Here is a 21,015-nt window from a genome sequence, read left to right as displayed (position 1 = left end):
CCCCCCTGAAGGTCTAATGTTCTAACCTAAGTGCATACTGCTATAATTAGGGGGTTCTAGGGGCGGGTCAAGCGCCTGCCCCGCGAGAGAGAAACAAGGGACTATCCGAGGAAGGGGTCAATACCGGCTTCCTTGCCCAGACCTACCATATACTCGAAAGTCTGCTCGTAGGTGACTTGTTCGATGGAAGACGCGCCGTATTCTTGGATGAGGACGTCCGCATGAGCGGCTTTGTACTCATCTAAGTCTTGAAGCTTCGAGGAGGGTTTGTAGCCTTTTTCCAAGCCACTTGACAGCATGAAGTCCAGCGTTTCTTGGTTGCTGACCTCATCAATAGAGGCTGCACCGTACTGCGTGAGCAAGTCGCTGGCGTAGAGTTGGCGGTACTCGGCAATGTCAACCGCCTGAGACGGGTTGTTGCCCTGCTGCAAACCGGCACCTGTCACATAGTCAAACAGTTCAGGGTTATCGATATTGCCGTTAGCGTCAATATCGATGGATTGTTTGTCGGTTTCCAGCGCTTGCGCGTAGGTGGTGCGATACCACTCCAGGTCAACTGCCGGTGACGTGTTCAGCCCTTGCTCCAGACCTTCTTTGAACATGAAGTCCGAAATCTGTTTGGGGCTGACGCTGTAAACGCTGTCAGCGCGGTAGTTCAAGGTGATTTGACCGGCTTGGTACTGGCGGTAGAAGTCCACATCGACGAAATCGGACAGCTTCAGACCTTCATCCTTGCCTTTGCCAAACATGAAGTCCTTGACTTTGTGTTTGTCCAGCTTGAAGACATCTTTGACGTCAGTGCCAAACTCTTTGGCCAGCTCTTTCGCGTATTTAGTGGTATAGCCGGCGAAATCGATGCCAGACAGCTTGCGATTGGGGTCTAAGTCTTTGCTGTACAGGTGTTTGAGAATCTGTTTGTCGTCGAGCTTGGCTACGTCCTTAACGTCAATCTGGAGGTCGGTGGCCAGTTCCTGCGAGTATTTGACGCGATAGTATTCGCAGTCAACGAATTGGGACAAACCGCCGAACTGGAAGTCGATGACCAGATCGTCGTCAAGGTTGGCCACTTCCTCAACACTAACGCCGTAGAACTCAGCCAGTTGGGTGGCTTGTGTCTGGCGCAGGTAAGCGACATCGACGAATTCCAGCGGGTTGACGCCTTCCTTCCAGCCTTCGCCGAAGATGTACTTGATGATTTGGGCGTCGGTGAGGTCCGCTGCGCTGGTGTCGCCACCGGCAATGGTGTCAGCGGCGGGGCTGTCGCCAGACATGTCGCCACCGGCAATGGTGTCAGCGCCGTCGTTGCTGCTGTTCTTCGCGCCGCCGGTGCCGCCTGACATGTCGCCGCCGGCAATGGTGTCCGCGCTGTCCTTAGCGCCGCCGGTGCCGCCGGACATGTCATCACCGCCGGTACCGCCGTCTTTGCCGCCGGTGTTGCCAGACATGTCGCCGCCGCCGGTGCCCTTATTGGTGTGCTTGCCGCCGCTGCCTTTATAGAAGCTGACCAGCTCGTCACCGTGTTTCTCGCGATAGCCTTTGGTGTCGATAGCGGAAAGTTTACCACCTTCTGGCAATTTACCGCCGAAGGCGAAATCGACGACTTGCTTGTCGGTGAGATCCTCTACGCTGTCAACACCGTAGAAGGCGACCAGTTCTGCCTTGTAGGTAAAGCGAGTGTAGTCCAGATCGACACTGACCGACTTGGCGCTGAACCAGTCAGCAATCTGCTGGTCAGTAATCGTGCTGACATCGGTGACGTCTGTGTAGAACTTGAGCAGTGCCGCAGAGTAAGTCTGGCGGTAATACTCGAAGTTGACAAACTTGGAGGCATCGAGTCCGAGATCCAACCCCTCGCCGAGGGCGAACTCTTTGATGTCCTTCTTGTCGATGTCTTTGACAGTCTTGACCTTGAAGTGGTCCTTGAGCTTCTTGCCGTACTCCTTGCAATAGCCATCCACATCCACCGGCGACAGCTGGAAGCCTTCCACCTCGGAGAGTCCCTTGCTGTACACGAATTCCAGGATCTGGGCTTTGGTGAGCTGTTCGACCGCAATGCCGGTGTAGGTGGCAGTCAGTTCGGTGGCGTAGCTCGTGCGGATGAAGTCGTAGTCCACTTCCTGCGACAAGCCGCCGAACTCGAAGTCGAGCACCAGACTGACGCTGAGGTTGGCAACTTCCTCAACCGCAATGCCGTAGAACTCGGCCAGTTTGTCGGCTTTTTTGCCCTTGATGTCGTCAATTTCGGCTTCCCCGACAAAATCGGCAGGGTTGATGCCGTCTTTCCAGCCTTTGCCGAAGGCGAACTTGAGGATGTCCTTGTCCTTGAGCTTGCCAACGTCATCCACGCCATAGAATTCCACCAGTGCGTCTTTGTGGGCTTCGGCATAAGCCTCCGCGTCAAAGGACGACACCGACACCTGCAAGCCCAGTTCTGGCAAGCCGGTGCTGTAGACAAAATCGAGAACCTGCCAGTCGGCGATCTGGTTGATGGCCACTCCTTGGTAGAAAGCGGTCAGTTCATCGGCTTTGGTAGAGCGGATCAGCTCGTAGTCCACAACCTCGGACAAGCCGCCGAATTGGTAGTCGAGGATTAGGGCCGCGCTGAGGGTGGCGACTTGCTCAACGGTAATCTGGTAGTGTTCGGCGAGCGCCTCCTGGTTGACAGTGCGGTAGTATTCGATATCGGCCACGAACTCGGACGGGTTGATGCCGATTTCCCAGCCTTTGCCGAACATGAACTTGATGATGTCCTTGTCTTTCAGGCTGTTGACATCAACGTCCTTGCCGCCGGTGCCGCCAGACATGTCATCGCCGCCAGTGCCGCCACTCATGGTATCAGAGCCGGTGTTCCCCGACATGTCGCCGCCGCCGGTGCCGCCACTCATGGTGTCAGCGCCGCTCATGGTGTCAGAACCGGCCATCGTGTCCCCAGCACCGGCCATCGTATCAGAACCGGTTATGGTGTCAGCACCGCCGGTTATGGTGTCAGCACCGCCGGTTATGGTGTCAGCACCGCCGGTTATGGTATCACCACCGCCGGTTATGGTATCACCACCGCCGGTTATGGTGTCACCACCGCCGGTTATGGTGTCACCACCGCCGGTTATGGTGTCAGCACCGCCGGTGTTGCCAGACATGTCGCCGGTGCCTTTCAGGAACTTGGCCAGCTCTTTGCCGTGTTTCTCGCGATAAGCATCAACGTCAATCGCGGAAAACTTAGCATCCGCTCCCAACTGCTCGCTCAACACAAAGTTGAGGATCTGCTTGTTGGAGATTTCTTCGACAGTAGCTGCGCCGGACAGTTCAATCAGCTTGTCGCTGTACTTAAAGCGACAGTAGTCAAAATCGACACTCGCCGCCTTGTCGCTGTACCAGGTCTTCACCTGATCGTCTGTTAGCGCTGCGATGTCGGTCGCTTGATAGGCGCTCAGCAGTTCGGCGGAGTATTCCTGGCGCAAGTAGGTGACAGAGACGAAGGCGGACACATCCACGCCCAGCTGTAAGCCCTCGCCGAAGGCAAAATCTTCAATATCCTTCTTGTCGAGCTTCTTGAGATCCTTGACATCCTTGAGCTTGAAGTGGCCCAGCAGCTTGTCGCCGTTGGCTTCGCTGTAGGCGTCAATATCGATTGCCGACAGCTTGAAGTCCGCAACCGCTAACCCCTGGTTGTAGACGTAATCCAGGATCTGGGCTTTGGTGAGCTGTTCGACCGCGACGCCGGTGTAGGTGGCAGTCAGTTCCGTCGCGTAGGTAGCGCGGATGAAGTCGCAGTCAACTTCCTCCGACAAGCCGCCGTACTGGAAGTCCAGCACCAGATTGGCGCTGAGGTTGGCGACTTGCGAAGCCTCAATGCCAAAGTATTTGGCGAGTTTGTCGGCGTTCTTGGCCTTAATGCCGTCGATCTCGGCAGCATCGACGAAATCGGCAGGTTTGATGCCTTTTTTCCACCCTTCGCCAAACATGAACTTGAGGATGTCCTTGTCCTTGAGTTTGGCGACGTCACCCACGCCATAGAATTCCACCAGTTTGTCTTTGTTGGCGTTGGTGTAGGCGTCAAAGTCAACCGCCGAGAGTTTGAACCCTTCAGCCGTTATCCCTTGGGTGTAGGCATAATCGAGCACTTGCCAGTTAGCGATCTGGTCGATGGCTGCGCCGTAGGTGGCGGTCAGTTCCGTCGCGTAGGTGGCGCGGATGTAGTCGTAGTCAACAGCCTCGGACAAACCGCCGAACTGGAAGTCCAGGACCAGATCGGGGCTGAGGTTGGCCACTTGCTCAACCGCAATTCCATAGTGTTCGGCGAGTTGCGCCTGGAAGTGTGAGCGGAAGTATTCGATATCAACCGCGAAGTCGGACGGGTTGATTCCTTGCTCCAACCCTTTGCCAAACATGAACTCCCGCAGTTGCTCGTGGGTGAGGCTCGCTACGTCGAATCCCGCACCACCGGCAACCGTATCCGAGCCGCCAGTTATGGTGTCCGAGCCACCGGCAACCGTGTCCGAGCCGCCAGTTATGGTGTCCGAGCCGCCAGTTATGGTGTCCGAGCCGCCAGTTATGGTGTCCGAGCCGCCAGTTATGGTGTCCGCACCGCCGGTTATAGTGTCCGCGCCGCCGGTTATGGTGTCCGCGCCGCCGGTTATGGTGTCCGCGCCGCCGGTTATGGTGTCCGCACCGCCGGCAACTGTGTCACTACCGCCGGCAACGGTGTCCTCACCACCGGCAACCGTGTCCTCACCACCGGCAACCGTGTCCTCAGCACCGGCACCACTAGCCCCGCCAAAGAAGCTGGCCAATTCTGCGGCGTGTTGCTTGCGATAAGCCTCGTAGTCAATTGGGGACACCACAGCGTCTGCTCCCAACTGCTCGCTCAACACAAAATCGAGGATCTGCTTGTTGGAGAGTTCTTCAACAGTAGCTGCGCCGGACAGTTCAATCAGCTTGTCGCTGTACTTAAAGCGACAGTAGTCAAAATCGGCACTCGCCGCCTTGTCCTCATACCAAGTCTTCACCTGATCGTCTGTTACCGCTGTGATGTCGGTCGTTTGATAGACGCTCAGCAGTGCGGCGGAGTATTCCTGGCGCAAATAGGCGACAGAGACAAACGCGGACACATCTACGCCCAGTTTTAAGCCCTCGCCGAAGGCGAAATCTTCGATATCCTTCTTGTCGAGCTTCTTGAGATCCTTGACATCCTTAAGCTTGAAGTGGCCCAGCAGCTTGTCGGCGTTAGCTTCGCTGTAGGCGTCAATATCGACAGACGACAGTTGGAAGCCTTCAATAGTAATGCCCTTGCTGTAGACGAATTCGAGGATCTGGACTTTGGTGAGCTGTTCGACAGCGACGCCGGTGTATAGCGCCGTCAATTCCGTCGCGTAGGTCTTGCGGATGAAGTCGCAGTCAACTTCTTTCGACAAGCCGCCGAACTGGAAGTCGAGCACCAGATTGGCGCTGAGGTTGGTGACTTGCGCAGCCTCAATGCCGAAGTATTCGGCGAGTTTGTCGGCTTTTTTGACCTTAATGTCCTCGATTTCGGCTTCCCCGACAAAATCAGAGGGGTTGATGCCGTCTTTCCAGCCTTTGTCGAAGGCGAACTTGAGGATATCTTTGTGCTTGAGTTGGCGCACATCACCCACGCCATAGAATTCCACCAGTGCGGCGGAGTTGGCTGAGGCGTAGGCGTCCACATCAAAGGAAGTCACCTGCACGCCTTGCTCGGGAACGCCCTCGGTGTAGACATAATCGAGAATTTGCCAGTCGGCGATCTGGTCGATAGCAACGCCGTAGGTTTCGGTCAGTTGCGTTTCGTATGTCGTGCGGAGGTAGTCGTAGTCAATGTCTTGGGACAGCCCACCGTATTGGAAGTCCAGCAACACACTGACGCTGATATTCGCAACTCCCTCAACCGAAATGCCAAAGGATTTGGCGATTTCGCTGGCTTTGTCGGTCTTAATGGCGTCGATTTCGGCAGCATCAACAAAATCAACAGGCTTGATGCCGTCTTTCCAGCCTTTACCAAACATGAACTCGCGGATCTGGTCATCGCCGATTTCTGTGACATCGGTAACGCCACAATATTCAATCAGGTCGGCGGCGTGTTGCTGGCGATAGCTGGCGAAGTCGATGGGAGACAGCTTGACTTCTGGTTTCCACCCCGCGCCCAAAGCGTAGGTTTCGATCTGCTCGTCGGTGATTTTCTCGACATCTTGAACACCGAAAGCAGCAATTAGGGCTTCGGCGTTTGTCTTGCGGTAGTATTCGTAGTCGATTGAGACGCCGGCCTTACCGAAGAAGAAATCGACGATCTGTTTGTCTGTGACTTTTTCGATGGTGTCAGCGCCGAAGAAGCTCTTCAGTGCCTCGGCGAAGCTACTGCGGTAGTAATCGACTTGTACGTGGGCGGTCAAATCGATGCCGGCTTTCACTCCTTCGCCCAGCATGAAGTCTTTGATCTGCTGCTGGCTGAGTTTTGCAACGCCGTCAACTTCGTAGAATTCCTTCAGTGCGTCGGCGTTGTCTTCGCTGTAGCTTTTGAAGTCGAGCGGGGACAGTTTCAGCTTTTTATCCGCGCCCTTATCCAGCATGTAGGACTGCACCTGCTCCTCGGTGAGATCGGCGACCCCTTCAACTGGGACTTGATAGAACTCCGCCAGTTCTGTGGCGTAGGTAGCGCGGAAGAAGGCGACATCCAAGACGGGAAGCTTAACCGCAACCGCACTTTCGGCGACTTGTTCGTCGCTGAGTTCGTCAATGGATTTGATGTTGTAGTGCTCCGCCAGAGCGTCGCCGTGAACCGATTGATAGTAGTCGAAGTTGACCGCCGGTGAGGGGCTCAACCCTTCTTGCAAGCCGGTGGTGGTTATGTAGTCGAGGATTTGCTGAGGGCTCAGGTCTGCGACGGAGGCTACGCCGAAATGGGCGGTCAGTTTCTCGGAGTGGGCGGCTTTGATGAAGTCGAAGCTAAATGCCGGTGACAGGCTCAACCCTTCTTTCAGAGCGACACCGCTCACGAAGGTCAAAATCTGCTGGTTGCTCAGCTCTGCAACAGATTCAACTTCAACGCCTTGAGCTTGATAGAAGCTCAGTATTTCCTCGGAGTGGGTGGCTTTAACGTAGTTCAAGTTTACGAACTGTGACGGGTTCACCCCTTGTTCGATACCGTCACAGGTGACAAAATCGAAAATCTGCTTGAAGCTCAGGTCATCGACGGTTTCAACTTCCACTCCCAGCGCTTGATAGAAGCTGAGAATTTGCTCGGAGTAGGTTTGTTTGATGTACTCGATGTCCAGAACCGCAGAGGGCTTCATCCCTTCGTCAAGACCGGCTTCGGTCACGAAGTCGAAAATCTGCTGGAAGTTCAGCTCATCGACAGAGGCTACGCCGAAGTAGCTGGTGAGTTCCGCAGAGAAGGTGGCTTTGATGTAGTTGAGGTCAACCAGCGGCGACGGGCTCACCCCTTGTTCCATACCGGCGCTGTTGAGAAACGCGAAAATCTCCTGGAAGTTCAGTTGCGCAACCGATGTGATTTCAAGTCCCTGCTGTTTGAAGAAGCTGAGGATTTCGTCGCCGTAGGTGGCTTTGACGTAGTTTAAGTCAATCACCGACGACGGGTTCAGCCCTTGCTCCAGACCGGCTCCGTTCAGAAACTGGAAAATCTGCTCGTTGCTCAGTTCATCAACGGATGTAACTTCAACGCCAATGGATTGATAGAAGCTGAGAATTTCCTCAGCGTAGCTCGCCTTAAAGTACGCTAAATCTACCTCCGGCGACGGATTCAACCCTTGTTTGACGCCTTCACCTTGTATGAAGTCGAGAATCTGCTGGAAGCTCAGCTCATCAACGGATTGCACTTGAACACCAACGGACTGATAGTAGGTGAGAATTTCCTGCGAGTACGTTTCTTTAACGTACTTGAAGTTGACCCCCGGCGACGGGTTCACGCCTTCTTCTAGACCTGCGTCACTCAGGTACTGGAGAATCTGAGCGTTGGTCAGTTGGGCGGCGGATGTCACTTGAACGCCAAGCTGCTGGTAGTAGCTGAGGATTTCCGCAGATTGGGTGGCTTTAATGTAACTCAGGTTCACCACCGGCGACGGAGAAGTCACTTTTTCTAGCCCTTCCCCATTGACAAACGCCAAAACTTGTGCGTTGGTCAGTTTGTCTACAGAATCTACCTTGTACTGCGCGAGCAAATCTGCCGAGTAGGTGGTTTTGACGAAATCCAAGTCAACCGTTGACGCGGGTTGGGTGACTTTTTCTTTGCCGGCTCCACTGACAAACGACAAAATCTGTGCGTTGGTCAGTTTGTCTACAGAGTCTACTTTGTACTCGGCGAGCAACTCTGCGGAATAGGTAACTTTGATGAAGCCCAAGTCCACCGCCGGTGCGGGTTGGGTGACTTTTTCTTTGCCGGCTCCACTGACAAACGCCAAAACTTGTGCGTTGGTCAGTTTGTCTACAGAGTCTACTTTGTACTCGGCGAGCAACTCTGCGGAATAGGTAACTTTGATGAAGCCCAAGTCAACCGCCGGTGCGGGTTGGGTGACTTTTTCTTTGCCGGCTCCACTGACAAACGCCAAAACTTGTGCGTTGGTCAGTTTGTCTACAGAGTCTACTTTGTACTCGGCGAGCAACTCTGCGGAATAGGTAACTTTGATGAAGCCCAAGTCAACCGCCGGTGCGGGTTGGGTGACTTTTTCTTTGCCGGCTCCACTGACAAACGCCAAAACTTGTGCGTTGGTCAGTTTGTCTACAGAGTCTACTTTGTACTCGGCGAGCAACTCTGCGGAATAGGTAACTTTGATGAAGCCCAAGTCAACCGCCGGTGCGGGTTGGGTGACTTTTTCTTTGCCGGCTCCACTGACAAACGCCAAAATCTGTGCGTTGGTCAGTTTGTCTACAGAGTCTACTTTGTACTCGGCGAGCAACTCTGCGGAGTAGGTAACTTTGATGAAGCCCAAGTCCACCGCCGGTGCGGGGTTCACCCCTTTTTCCAGACCCGGGCCTTTGATGTAATCGACGATCTGCTGGTAGCTCAGGTCTGCAACAGATGCAACCGGCTTTCCTTGGTCTTGATAGTAGCTGAGGATGTCGTCGCCATAGGCGGATACATAATACTTTACGTCAACCACCGGCGACGGGTTTAACCCCTGTTCGAGCGCCTTGTCGTTCAGAAACTCCTGAACCTGCTCTTCGGTGAGAGTTGCGGGGTCAGCGCCCGGGTATGCCTGTGCCAGTTGGTCGGCGTAAGTGTCGCGAATGTAATCGCTGTTGAAAAATGGGTCAGGATCTGTGCCAGTGCCACCGGGAGTGGTGTCTGTGCCGTCCCCACCGGGTGTGGTTTCTGTGCCGTCCCCACCGGGTGTGGTGTCTGTGCCGGTGCCGCCATCTACCGGAGGAGTGGCCGGCTGGCCAACTATGGGAGGAAGGGGAAGGTCGCTGTCTGCGGGAGGGGTTGTGGTGCCGCTGCCGGTGCCGCCGCTGGGGGTTTCGCTGCCGGTGCCGCCGCTGAGGGTTTCGCTGCCGGTGCCGCCGCTGGGGGTTTCGCTGCCGGTGCCCCCACCGGCAACATCGTTGCCGGTGCCGCCTTGAACAATGTCATCGGACGGAGCGCTGGTAAACACGCTGATGTCCGCCACCGGCGAGGGGCTGATGCCTTGCTGCAAACCAGCGCCGGTCATGAACTGGAATACTTGCTGGAAGCTGATTTCCCCGACAGATCCAGCTCCAAAAAAGTCGGTCAGCGCTTGGGCGTAGGTGTTCTTGTAGTAGTTGATGTCAATCAGCGGCGAGAAGGCACGCCCTTCTTTGATGCCAAACTGGATCAGGTGTTCCAGCAGTTGCTTGCCGGTCATGCCGGTTAGGTCTGCGTTTTGCTGCTGGTAGTAGTTTAGGTCACACAGCGGCGAGAATTTGCGGTTCTCGTTCAGCCCAAACTGGACCAGGTGTTCCAGCAGTTGCTTGCCGGTCATGCTGGCAAGGTCTGCGTTTTGCTTCTGGTAGTAGTTCAGGTCGATGACGGCAGAAAATTGGCGGTTTTCTTTCAGCCCAAACGCGAACAGGTGCTCCAGCGCCTGCTCGTCGGTCATGCCGGCCAGGTCTTGGTTTTGCTGCCGGTAGTAGTCAGGGTTTACGAATGCCGAAAACTGCCGGTTTTCCTTCAACCCAAAGTCGAGCAAGTGCGACAGCAGTTGCTCGGAACTCAAACCGGCTAGGTCTGCGTTGACCTTCTGGTAGTAGCTGAGGTCGATAAGCGCCGAAAACTGCCGGTTCTCCTTCAACCCAAACTCCAGCAGGTGTTGCAGCGCTTGCTCGTAGGTTAAGTTGGTGAGGTCTGGGTTAACCTGCCGGTAGTAGTTGATGTCGATGCAGGCGGCGAAGGGACGCTCTTCTTTTACCCCAAACTCCCGGAAGTGAGAAATTAGCTGTTCGTCGGTCAGACCGGCTGCCTGTAAGTCCGTGCCGGCGGCGCGATACACATTCAGGTCTAGCAAGCCTTCCAGCGTTGAAAACCGTCCCTCGGTTTTGATGTAGTTGAACACCTGCTCGTCGCTGAGGTCAGCTGCGGTTTCAACTCCGTAGAACGCTGTTAATTGAACCGAGTATTCAGTGCGAAAGTGGTTGATTTTGACCGAATCCGAGGAGCTTATCTTGTTGGAGCCGCTGTCTGCTGCCGGCTGGTCTGACTCGTCTGGCTTCCCTTGGCTCGGAGGTTTCATGCTACCGCCGCCCCCAGCGCCGGCGTTTGTCCCGCCCTGGTTGCCGCCTGTTTTCTTGTACAGGGGAGCTGCTAATTTATCCTCTGTGAGCTTTTCCCCACTTAAGTCTTGCAGCGTCCCGCTATTCTCATCGAACAATTCCATAAGTTTAACCCTTGACTGAGAGTACACAAACCTTTCTTTTTCCTGAAATAAACCCAAACCTAGGACAAGAACTGAAGGTTTCTTTCCTCCTCTCTCTCTCCCGTCTCTAGATTCTTTAACCCTTTTTAACGGGGAATCTCCGTTTGGCAAGCCACCTGTGTTTGGGACAAATTCATGGCCCAGTAAAGATGCCCCCACCGCATGCATTGGATTCCCGACCCATTTAAGCGCACCCTAATATCTGAGCTTACCAACACTTTTTTATTCCGGGCTATGAAATTGACTGGCACTCGACCGCACCGCATCATTCTTTTTATTTCATTTGCGGCTATCTGTCTTCGCTTGACTTTATCGCAGTAACCACTTAGGTTAGGACTTAGGAAAGGCGAGACGCCTGTTCCTTTGCCTACTAGAAAGTGAGATGCCTTGTCCTAAACTGACTGGTTATTCCCATACAAGTCCAACCCTTTACAAAAGCTTTCTCTCTCTTTTGTAACACCCCCCCAATTTTTTGTCAGCAAGCATAACTTTTTGCCCTGTTTATATTCTCCCTTTCTCTGCCCGTACAGTCATCCGTGAATCCACTGTTTTGTCAAAACAAATTATTTAGGCAAATTATTTTAAAATTTCTGTGCCATAGGTTTAATCTAAATCAGTGCGACAAACGCGACTGTTTGCCACGGGTAAAATCTTTAACATTGCGGACTTTAAACAGCCTGCAATTGCTCCGGCCAAATTCTATTTCGGACTGATTATTTGAGATTTATTAAAACTGGCCTGCCGGTCGTCCGTGAAGGATTTTTAGCAGGACTCCAAGCAAGACGCTGCAGGTTGCTGATTAGTTCCCCTCTCCCCCCCCACCGGTTGCCAGTTTTTCCGAAAAGGGGTTTTCCAGAGGGGGTGCGGGGGGAATTGACGAAAATACAAAGGTTTCACTCAGCGGGGCGCAGGGATCACCGGCAGCGCGCCCCTGCTTGTGAGCTGCTTCCAATGCCGGTGCCTTCCCTGCGCCAGAAACCGGCATCTTGTCTGTCACTGCGGCGACAGAGGCTGTGCCACGGGCTGTGCCGGCACGGGAGACGCTGTGCCAGCGGCTGTGCCAGGAGAGCGGGACAGATAGGAGCCCCGCCGGTGGGGCTAAAGCCCAACTACTTTCCGCCGGTAGGGCTAAAGCCCAACTACTTTCCGCCGGTAGGGCTAAAGCCCAACTACTTTCCCGATCGCCGGCCCGCTGTTTGATTAGGATTTTTTTCTCCGGCTCTGGCTGCTTGACATTTTACAGCCAATGTGCTAAGCGCTAGCGTCCCGCACCGGACAGGGCGTTACGCCTGCGAATACGCCTCCACCGGCAAGCAAGAACAGACAAAATGCCGGTCCCCATAGGCATTGTCAATCCGCCCCACAGCCGGCCAGAACTTGGACTCGCGAGTCCACGGTGCCGGGTAAGCCGCCCGCTCCCGCGAATAAGGACGGTCCCACTCCCCGGCAATCAAGCTTTCCGCCGTGTGGGGCGCATTCTTGAGCACATTATTACTGGGGTCCGCCTTCCCCAACTCAATCTCCTCAATTTCCTTGCGAATGGCAATCATGGCATCGCAAAAACGGTCCAGCTCCTGCTTCGACTCGCTTTCCGTGGGCTCCACCATCACCGTACCCGCCACCGGCCAAGAAACTGTCGGCGCGTGGAACCCATAATCCATCAGGCGTTTGGCAATATCATCCACCTCAATCCCCGCACTCTTCTTCAGCCCTCGCAAGTCCAAAATGCACTCGTGGGCCACAAAACCGTCCTTCCCCTTATACAGCACAGGGTAATACGGCTCTAACCGGCGGGCGATGTAATTCGCATTGAGAATGGCCACCTTCGTGGCTTCCGCCAGCCCCGCGCCACCCATCATGGCAATGTACATCCACGAAATCGTCAGGATGCTGGCGCTACCCCAAGGCGCAGCGGAAACAGCCCCAATGCTTTCCGCACCGCCGGTGCCGGCAACCGAGTGCCCCGGCAGGAACGGTAGCAGGTGCGGGGCCACGCCAATCGGGCCCATACCTGGCCCGCCGCCGCCGTGGGGGATGCAAAACGTCTTGTGCAAGTTCAGGTGACAGACATCCGCCCCAAAATCCCCGGGCCGGCACAGCCCCACTTGGGCGTTCATGTTCGCCCCGTCCATATACACTTGCCCGCCGCAAGCATGGATAATATCACAGATTTCCTTAATTCCCTCCTCAAAAACCCCGTGAGTGGAGGGATACGTCACCATCAGCGCCGCCAGTTCTGGCTCGTGCTTCTGGGCTTTTTTCCTCAGATCCTCTATATCAACGTTGCCCTGCTCGTCGCACTCAACCACCACCACCTTCATGCCGCACATCACTGCAGAAGCGGGATTCGTCCCGTGCGCCGACTGGGGGATCAGGCAGACGTTGCGGTGGCTCTCTCCCCGGTGCTGGTGGTATTGACGAATTACTAGCAATCCTGTATACTCCCCCTGCGAACCGGCATTCGGCTGCAGGGAAATTCCCGCAAAGCCGGTGATTTCAGCCAGCCACTGTTCCAGCTGCTGGAACAAAACCTGATAGCCCCGCGTTTGCCACAGGGGCGCAAACGGATGGATCTTGCCAAATTCTGGCCAAGTCACCGGCAGCATCTCGGCAGTGGCGTTCAGCTTCATCGTGCACGAGCCGAGCGGTATCATCGATGTGGTCAGGGACAGGTCTTTGGTTTCCAGCCGGTGCAGGTAGCGCAACAGTTCGCTTTCCGAGTGGTAGCGGTTGAACACCGGATGGGTGAGATAGCTGCTGGTACGGGCAAACGGTTCTTTTTCCAAAGGAGATTCGCCAATTTCTCCGGCAATCTCTCCGACAGTAAAGGAAAGCTCTCCCCCACCGGCAAAAATCTCCCAGAGTTGGCGCAAGTCTTCTGCAGTGGCGGTTTCGTCGAGGCTGACGCCTAATGCAGTTGGGCTAAAGGCGCGCAGGTTAATGCGGCGCTCTCGCGCAGCTTTGAGAATGTCTTCGAGCCGGCGGGTTCCCACTTCCACCCGCAGCGTGTCAAAAAACGGTTCGGAAGCGATGCGGTATCCCAGGCGCTTCAACCCTTCCGCCAGGATTGCCGTCAGCCGGTGCACCCGAAAGGCAATTCTTTTCAGCCCATCGGGCCCGTGGTAGACGGCATACATAGAAGCAATCACCGCCAGCAGCACTTGGGCGGTGCAGATGTTGCTGGTTGCTTTTTCGCGCCGGATGTGCTGTTCGCGGGTTTGCAGGGCGAGTCGCAGCGCCGGCTTGCCCTGGGCGTCTTTGGACACGCCGACAATCCTTCCGGGAACTTGCCGCTTGTACTCTTGTTTTGTGGCGAAGTAGGCGGCGTGCGGTCCGCCGTATCCGAGGGGAACGCCAAACCGCTGGGTGCTCCCTACGGCAATATCCGCGCCAAATTCACCGGGGGGTTTGAGCAGGCACAGGCTCAGGATGTCTGCGGCTACGGTGACGAGGGCACCGGCGGCGTGCGCTTGTTCGATAAAGTGCCGGTAGTCGCATACGGTGCCGTCGGTGGTGGGGTATTGCAGCAGCGCCCCAAAGATTGGCCGATCGAAGGTAAAGGTTTGCCAATCGCCGACAATGACTTCAATGCCGAGGGGGTTGGCGCGGGTTCGCACCACTTCGATGGTTTGGGGGTGGCAGTCTTGGGCAATGAAGAAGGCTTTTGCTTTTGTTTTGCACAAACCCAAGCTCACCGCCATCCCTTCTGCGGCGGCTGTGCCCTCGTCTAGCAGGGAAGCGTTGGCAATTTCCATGCCGGTGAGGTCTATGATCATGGTTTGGAAATTCAGCAGCGCTTCTAGCCGCCCTTGGGCAATTTCTGCCTGGTAGGGGGTGTAGGCGGTGTACCAGCCGGGATTTTCCAGGATGTTGCGCAGGATGACCGGCGGGGTGATGCAGTCGTGATAGCCGGTGCCGGTGAATGACCGGAATATCTCGTTTTTGGAGGCGATTTCTTTTAATTGGGCCAGGGCGGCGTATTCGCTCCCGGCTGCGGGCAATTGCAGCGGTTGTTTGAGCCGGATCGCCGCCGGCACTGTTTTCTCAATCAGGGCGTCCAAACTCGGCACGCCCAAGACTTCCAGCATTTGCCGGATTTCATCTGGCCTCGGGCCAATGTGCCGGCGCACAAAAGAATCTGCCGGTGCGAGTCTCTGGCCCGGAAGCGAGTTATCGTTATGTTCGGTTAGAGCGGGGCGGTTATCTGTAAGATTCAAATTAGGCATAGAACGGGGACTGATTGAGGGGTTGAGGGTATGTAGCTCGCACCTAACATCCGGATTCAACACCGTAAACCCAGGTGTGGGACGCAGGGATAGTTTGCGCCTGCAGCAAGCATCTGCTGTCCAGCGCCTGCATTTTTCATATTTTGCAACAATCACTCAAAATTTGCAGGCAGATGCCGGTTCCGGGGGAGCGCACTCTGGCAAGATTCCGGAGTTGGCTGTCAAATTTCAGGCCAGCCCGAGGCGAGCTTTGACCTCCCTCATATCATGTCCGGTTGATTAATCTAATTCTTCTCCGGGCCAGAGATTCGCCACGCCCCACTGCCCGCCCCCGTCACCTATAGTAAAATCCGTTTTTTTAGTCCATAAAAAAACAGAGTTTCAGGCGAATTAAATGAAAGGTATCAGCCCAGCCAATGATCGGTTGCGCCGATACCCCGCGCAGGCTATAAAGTAAGCAATCAATCGTAAATTACGGCAGGGATGAAAGATGAGCGATTTTCTTCCGTCTTCTATGACCCCTCCACCAGCTGGCGGTACTGATCTGCTGACATGGCGTCTTGCAGTTCGTCTGGATTCTCAACGCGCACCTTGATCAGCCAACCTTCTCCGTAGGGATCTATCCCCAGTTCCTCGGGATCGTCGTTGAGTGGCTCGTTGCGCTCCACCACTGTGCCGGTGACGGGTGATTTGAGGGTTTCAACCGCTTTCACGGACTCAACTGTGCCAAAGGACTCTCCCTTTGTGACAGCCGCACCGATATCTGGCAGTTCCAGAAAAACGATGTCACCCAACTGGTCTACGGCAAAGGCACTGATGCCAATGGTAGCAATGTCGCCATCTAAGCGCACGTACTCGTGGCTGTCGAGATACTTCAGGTCATCAGGACAGTGCAGGCTCATGTTATTTCCTCACAAGACATAGATACAGGGATTGGCGGGAGTTCCGGGCTTTGGGCGCGGGCGAGACGCAGCGAGCCTGCGATCGTGCCGGTGCTTTAAGGGCGCGGATAGCATTGTGTTACCGCTACAGATTATTCCCCAAAGTTTGTATTCTGGGTACATGCCGAATGGACAAGAAAACTCTCAGCCGGCTGCTGGTGGGCGAATTTTCCCTAAAACGCCTGGTGCGCTCCGCCCTCTTCATCTATGCCTGTGTTTGTATCTACGGATACTTTTTCGCGGACGGGCTGATTTTTAAGCCGCAACCGGCAAGCTATGGGGACACCCGAGAGACTCTCAAGCTGACGGTAGCGGATGGCGTCCGGATTTCTGCTGTCTATCTCCCCAACCGGCAGGCGCACTATACTATCCTCTTCAGCCACGGGAACGCAGAGGACTTGGGAGATATTCGCTGGGTGCTCGAAGAATTGCGGGACATCGGGTTTGCTGTGTTCGCTTATGATTACCGGGGCTACGGAACGAGCGAGGGGACGCCGAGCGAGTTGGGTGCCTATGGAGATATTAACGCTGCTTACAATTATCTGACACAGAAGCTCAGGGTGCCACCGGCACAGATCATTGTTTACGGGCGCTCGGTGGGGTCTGGGCCATCGGTTGATTTGGCCAGCCGGCAGCCGGTAGCCGGTCTGGTTTTGGAAAATCCGTTTATCTCCGCATTTCGGGTGGTGACGCGGATTCCGATTGTGCCTTTCGACAAGTTTGCCAATATTGACAAGATTAAGCGGGTGCGCTGTCCGGTTTTGGTGGCGCACGGAACGGCTGATGCGGTGATTCCATTCTGGCACGGGCAAGAACTGTTTGCGGCGGCTAATCCGCCGAAACGCTTTTTGCCGGTGGTGGGAGCCGGTCACAATGATGTCATGGAGGTTGCCGGTCAGGAGTATGAAAAAGCTTTGCGGGAGTTTGCTGAAGCTTTGCGGCGCGGGGAGAACCCCAATCCCTAAACCCCACCGCCCGACAGGAAATCTCTCCCCCCACCTAACGACTAACAAGACCGGCGAGGTCGGCAATTACACTTTCCAACCCCGCGACAACTCGCGCCATGCGCTCGTAATCTACTTTGTCGGGAGTGTCTTTTGTAGTGTGGTAGTGGGGGTAGCGAAAGGGAGCGGTATCTGTTACCATTAGCGCTGGATAGCCTTGCTGCCAAAATGACCAGTGGTCAGACCAGCACACGCCCTGAACTGCTCCCGGAAGGGCGGCTCCTTCGCTGGGAAATTTGGCGTGGGTGCGGAAGGAGGCAATAGTTTCCCGCACCAGTTTTCCCGATGCTATGTTGCCGATAAAGGCGATAAAATTTCCTTGCAAGGGATAGAGCGTGCCCAGGGAAAAGGGGTATTTCTGGCTGCCGATTTCGTCGGAATAGTACCCCATTGTTTCTAGGCTGAGCATGGCGGCGATTTTCTCGTTGCGCTGTTTGCAGCGTTTGGCATAAACCAGGCTCCCCATGTCAGGGGTCCAGAAAAAGGGCGGCTCTTCGTTGACGAATTCAACAAATCGCAGGGTTCGCTGTTTTTTTTTGCCGGCAAAGGCTCTGGCTAGCTCTAGAACTGCTGCTGCGCCGGTGCCGTTATCGTTGGCTCCGGAACTGCCATACACTGAGTCGTAGTGTCCGCCGACAATGACGATTTCGTCTGGTTTCTTTGCACCGGCAATCTCCACTTCCAGGTTGTCGTAGTTTTTTCCGTCTATTTCGTACCCCTGTCGCTGGACTTTGTAGCCAGCTGATGCAAACGAGGATTCCAGAAAATCAGCTGAGGCTGTTAGCTTTTTGTACAGGGTGTAGTTGCGCTCTCCAATGGTGCCGGCTAGCTGTTCGACATCCCGCCGCAGTGCGTCTCGCAGCGCAACTTGCGGCGCTGTCAGCTCGGCGAGAGTGCCGGTGTGGCTTTTCCCGGGCATTTGGATCGTGGCAAACCACCCCCAAGCAATCAGAATACTGAGAATTATAGCGAGTGCGGCGAGCCGGTGCAAGGCGCTTCGGCTGACCGGCTGCATGCCTAACCAAGTTTTCTTTTTCATGTGTTTGGTTCTACTCCCATCTCACACCCGTAACGAGACGCATGAGGACTTCACCCCCATCAGCCGGTGCTGTCTGCTGTTCTCTGGCGAGTCGCTGCGCTCGTGGCTGTGCAGGACATCTGTCCGGTGATGTCCCAAAAGCCGGCTGCCGGCCTCAGATTTCCTTATATAGCCTATTTTAGCCAATTTTTGAGGATATTGATACAATTGGCAACTTTCGCAAACATTACTTCAACTTTAGAGCGAGCGGGAAATATACCCAAAGAAAGATTGAACAAGTAGCGCTCTAAGGTTAGGCTAGAACATAGGATCTCTTCATGAAGTTTGCGTTCATTTCTCAACTTTGGGTAATGGGGGTTAGAGAGTTTGTATAAAGAAAACGTGAGGGATCTAGAAATCGTGCCGGTTGTGGCGGGTTGCCCTTACAGAGGTAGGGGCGGGGTTTCCCGAGATGTTTATTGCTAGTCAAGGATATCTTTAAACCCGCCCCTACCAGCAAAATAAACCGGGTTTATTACCGGAGAGCCAGCCTTAGCAATTGCTTTATATAGCAGCAGCCACTTGGTTTAGGACGTAGGACAGGCGTCGCGCCTGTCCCTGTCCTTCCTAGCAAGTGAGATGCCCTGTCCTAAACTGACTGTGTGCTGCTAGAAACAGTCTCTTACTTTTGCTGGCAGCAATTAGGATTTTATCAAAGCCAAGTGTTGTAGAGTTCAGAGGTGAAAAATGCGTCGCATAATTATAGCTACTCTGACTGTATTAGCTACAGTCTTGTTTGCCAGTGCGGGGAAAGCAGCGAATCCCGTTCACGTCAGACAGCTGATGAGAACCGGCTCCTGCTCAGCCTGCGACCTGACTTTCATCAACCTGCGAGGGATGGACTTGCGGTATGCTAACCTGCAATTTGCTGACTTGCAAGGTTCCGATCTGCGAGGTGCGGATCTCAGAGAGGCGAATTTGAGAGGTGCTCTGATTTCATTCGAGTCTTTTAACAATAGTAGGCTGGATTCCAACCTGGAGGGCGCTAACTTGAGGGGGGCGAATCTGGAAAATGCTAGGCTGGTTGGAGCGAACCTGACGAATGCTAACCTGCAGAATGCTAACCTGCGCCTAGCTCATGTCAGCGCTAACCTGGCAAATGCGGATCTCAGGGGTGCGGTGCTGTCTGGGGCGAAGTTCAATGGGGCTAACTTGGAAGGTGCCGATTTGCGTTCCGCTCGCCTAAATGCCTGTATTGGCCCTGACCCATCATACCGGCTTCTAGGGGCGGATTTGAGGGCGGCGAATTTGAGGAATGCCTCTCTGGCAAATGCAGATATCAGCGGTGCGGATCTGAGCAATCTCGCCAGCGCGACAAATCTCGATTTGACCGGAGCAATTACGATTGGGACGTCCCCCGACCTTTCCACACTGCAAGCACAAGGTGCTATTATAGGGAATAATTCTCCTGCCGGTGTTGGTGGGGAGCTCCCTTCGTGCAATCCTTGATTTAATGGGGTGGATTATAGCAGCAGTCACTTAGATTAGGACATTAGACCTTGAGGGGGGCGGGACGCCTGCCCTACGTCTATATAGCAGTAAGCATTTAGGAAACTTACATTCCGGCCTCCCTTGCTCCCGCGCTCCCGAAGCTACTTAGGTTAGGATGTAGGACAGGCGTCTCGCCTGTCCGTTTACCTACTAGAAAGTGATGCCTCCAGAATGAGGGGAGGGGGATTAAATTTTAGAAAGCCGGCTCGGCGAGCGATAAAAGGGTTTTTTGACGACAGTTGCGGGGTAAGTTTTGCCCCGGATTTCGATTTCTAACTGCTGGCCGGTTTGTGCTAGGTGGGTTGGAACGTAGGCGAGGGCGATGGGATAGCCCAAGGTGGGTGAGGGTGCGCCGCTAGTGACTTCTCCCACCGGCATGCCGGCATGTATTACGGGATACCCGTGGCGGGCGATCTGTCGCCCCTGCATTTGCAGTCCGACGAGTCGCCGCCGCACTCCTTCGCGCTTCTGCTGTTCTAGAACTGAGCGCCCGATAAAGTCGCCTTTGCTGTCGAGGTGGACAACCCAGCCCAGACCTGCTTCTAGGGGGGTGGTGGTGTCGCTGATATCCTGTCCGTAGAGTGCCATTGCAGCTTCTAGGCGCAGGGTGTCGCGACACCCCAAACCGCAGGGGGTGACACCGGCATCGAGGAGGAAGCGCCAGAGTTTGACTCCCACCGGTGGATCGAGCATGACTTCAAATCCGTCTTCGCCGGTGTAGCCGGTTCTCGCCAGGAAACCCATCTCGCCGAGTACCGGCGCTTCTATATGTCCAAAAGCCTTGACTGGGGTCAGGTCTGCTTCAACGAAGCGTTGGAGGGAGCTGGTGGCTTGCGGACCCTGAACGGCAATCAGGACTTTTTCTTTGGTGAGATCCTGGAATTGAATGCCGGTGGATTCGAGGTGTGTCATGAGCCAGGCTTTGTCCCGGACTGTGGTGGCGGCGTTGACAATAATTGTGCCGCGCTGGGTGCCGGTGCTGTCAGCGCCCTGATAGTAGAAGATGATGTCGTCCAAGATGCCGGCAGCGGCGTTGAGAAGGACGGTGTACTGGGCTTCGCCCGGTTGCAGCCGGCCCAGATCCGAGGGGACGAGAGGCTGGAAGCGGGAGATTAAGTCTTTTCCCCCGACGGTGAATTTGCCCATGTGGGAGATATCGAACATGCCGGCATTTGCCCGCACTGCTTGGTGTTCGAGGAGAATGCCGGTGTACTGCACCGGCATTTCCCAATCGGAGAATTCCGTCATTTTGGCGTTGAGTTCAGCGGAAAGCTCGAACAGGGGCGTTCGGGCGAGTGCCGGTGGCTGACACGGCTGTTTGGCGTCGCTGGGCTGTGTTGAGTGGGCCACGAATGGTTCTCTGTCGGGGGTGAACAGCTT

General features: G+C 54.9%; 9 protein-coding genes. 3 read left to right on the top strand and 6 right to left on the bottom strand.

The window, feature by feature from the left end; all coding sequences use genetic code 11:
* Positions 1 to 101 precede the first annotated feature (101 nt).
* Positions 102 to 10,856, bottom strand: coding sequence for a hypothetical protein (locus OSC10802_RS0128500; RefSeq protein WP_017720183.1), 10,755 nt, complete (start codon positions 10,854 to 10,856; stop codon positions 102 to 104).
* A 990-nt stretch (positions 10,857 to 11,846) separates the two neighbouring features.
* On the opposite strand from OSC10802_RS0128500, the gene OSC10802_RS51390 reads away from it, so the two are divergent.
* Complete coding sequence (locus tag OSC10802_RS51390; protein ID WP_155968518.1) at positions 11,847 to 12,095, top strand: hypothetical protein; 249 nt, start codon at positions 11,847 to 11,849, stop codon at positions 12,093 to 12,095.
* Between the two features lie 83 nt (positions 12,096 to 12,178).
* Here the strand turns inward: OSC10802_RS51390 and gcvP are convergent, their stop codons facing one another.
* Positions 12,179 to 15,121, bottom strand: coding sequence for an aminomethyl-transferring glycine dehydrogenase (gene gcvP, locus OSC10802_RS0128485; protein ID WP_017720180.1), 2,943 nt, complete (start codon positions 15,119 to 15,121; stop codon positions 12,179 to 12,181).
* A gap of 512 nt (positions 15,122 to 15,633) precedes the next feature.
* Positions 15,634 to 16,023 carry a glycine cleavage system protein GcvH gene (gene gcvH, locus OSC10802_RS0128475; RefSeq protein ID WP_017720178.1) on the bottom strand — a complete coding sequence of 130 codons (390 nt, stop codon included), beginning with the start codon at positions 16,021 to 16,023 and terminating at the stop codon, positions 15,634 to 15,636.
* Positions 16,024 to 16,190: 167 nt separating this feature from the next.
* Here gcvH and OSC10802_RS0128470 point away from each other — a divergent pair, with 167 nt between their 5' ends.
* Positions 16,191 to 17,027 (top strand): alpha/beta hydrolase, encoded by an 837-nt coding sequence (locus OSC10802_RS0128470; RefSeq protein WP_017720177.1) that lies wholly within the window; start codon positions 16,191 to 16,193, stop codon positions 17,025 to 17,027.
* 34 nt (positions 17,028 to 17,061) lie between these two features.
* On the opposite strand, the gene OSC10802_RS0128465 is transcribed toward OSC10802_RS0128470, so the two are convergent.
* Together OSC10802_RS0128465 and OSC10802_RS51385 are read right to left on the bottom strand one after the other, a co-directional pair.
* Positions 17,062 to 18,105, bottom strand: coding sequence for a M28 family peptidase (locus tag OSC10802_RS0128465; RefSeq protein WP_017720176.1), 1,044 nt, complete (start codon positions 18,103 to 18,105; stop codon positions 17,062 to 17,064).
* Positions 18,106 to 18,126: 21 nt separating this feature from the next.
* Positions 18,127 to 18,312: a hypothetical protein gene (locus OSC10802_RS51385; protein WP_155968516.1), complete on the bottom strand. Its 186-nt coding sequence runs from the start codon at positions 18,310 to 18,312 to the stop codon at positions 18,127 to 18,129.
* A 519-nt stretch (positions 18,313 to 18,831) separates the two neighbouring features.
* Between OSC10802_RS51385 and OSC10802_RS0128455 the strand changes: the two genes are divergently transcribed.
* Entirely contained in the window at positions 18,832 to 19,593 is a 762-nt protein-coding gene (locus OSC10802_RS0128455) for a pentapeptide repeat-containing protein (RefSeq protein ID WP_017720175.1), read from the top strand.
* 228 nt (positions 19,594 to 19,821) lie between these two features.
* Here the strand turns inward: OSC10802_RS0128455 and gcvT are convergent, their stop codons facing one another.
* Positions 19,822 to 20,985, bottom strand: a complete 1,164-nt coding sequence (gene gcvT, locus OSC10802_RS0128450; protein WP_017720174.1) for a glycine cleavage system aminomethyltransferase GcvT — start codon at positions 20,983 to 20,985, stop codon at positions 19,822 to 19,824.
* Between the last annotated feature and the right edge of the window lie 30 nt (positions 20,986 to 21,015).

The organism is Kamptonema formosum PCC 10802 (genome assembly GCF_000332335.1).
Classification (GTDB): Bacteria; Cyanobacteriota; Cyanobacteriia; order Cyanobacteriales; family Oscillatoriaceae; genus Oscillatoria.
Note: the sequence above shows the minus strand (reverse complement) of the source record. Positions and strands in the feature narration are given on the sequence as shown.

What these genes read in the sequence shown, in the direction of transcription:
- OSC10802_RS0128500 (WP_017720183.1), bottom strand. Translation starts at nt 10,856, where the DNA reads ATGGAATTGTTCGATGAGAATAGCGGGACGCTGCAAGACTTAAGTGGG.
- OSC10802_RS51390 (WP_155968518.1), top strand. Translation starts at nt 11,847, where the DNA reads ATGCCGGTGCCTTCCCTGCGCCAGAAACCGGCATCTTGTCTGTCACTG.
- gcvP (WP_017720180.1), bottom strand. Translation starts at nt 15,121, where the DNA reads ATGCCTAATTTGAATCTTACAGATAACCGCCCCGCTCTAACCGAACAT.
- gcvH (WP_017720178.1), bottom strand. Translation starts at nt 16,023, where the DNA reads ATGAGCCTGCACTGTCCTGATGACCTGAAGTATCTCGACAGCCACGAG.
- OSC10802_RS0128470 (WP_017720177.1), top strand. Translation starts at nt 16,191, where the DNA reads ATGGACAAGAAAACTCTCAGCCGGCTGCTGGTGGGCGAATTTTCCCTA.
- OSC10802_RS0128465 (WP_017720176.1), bottom strand. Translation starts at nt 18,105, where the DNA reads ATGAAAAAGAAAACTTGGTTAGGCATGCAGCCGGTCAGCCGAAGCGCC.
- OSC10802_RS0128455 (WP_017720175.1), top strand. Translation starts at nt 18,832, where the DNA reads ATGCGTCGCATAATTATAGCTACTCTGACTGTATTAGCTACAGTCTTG.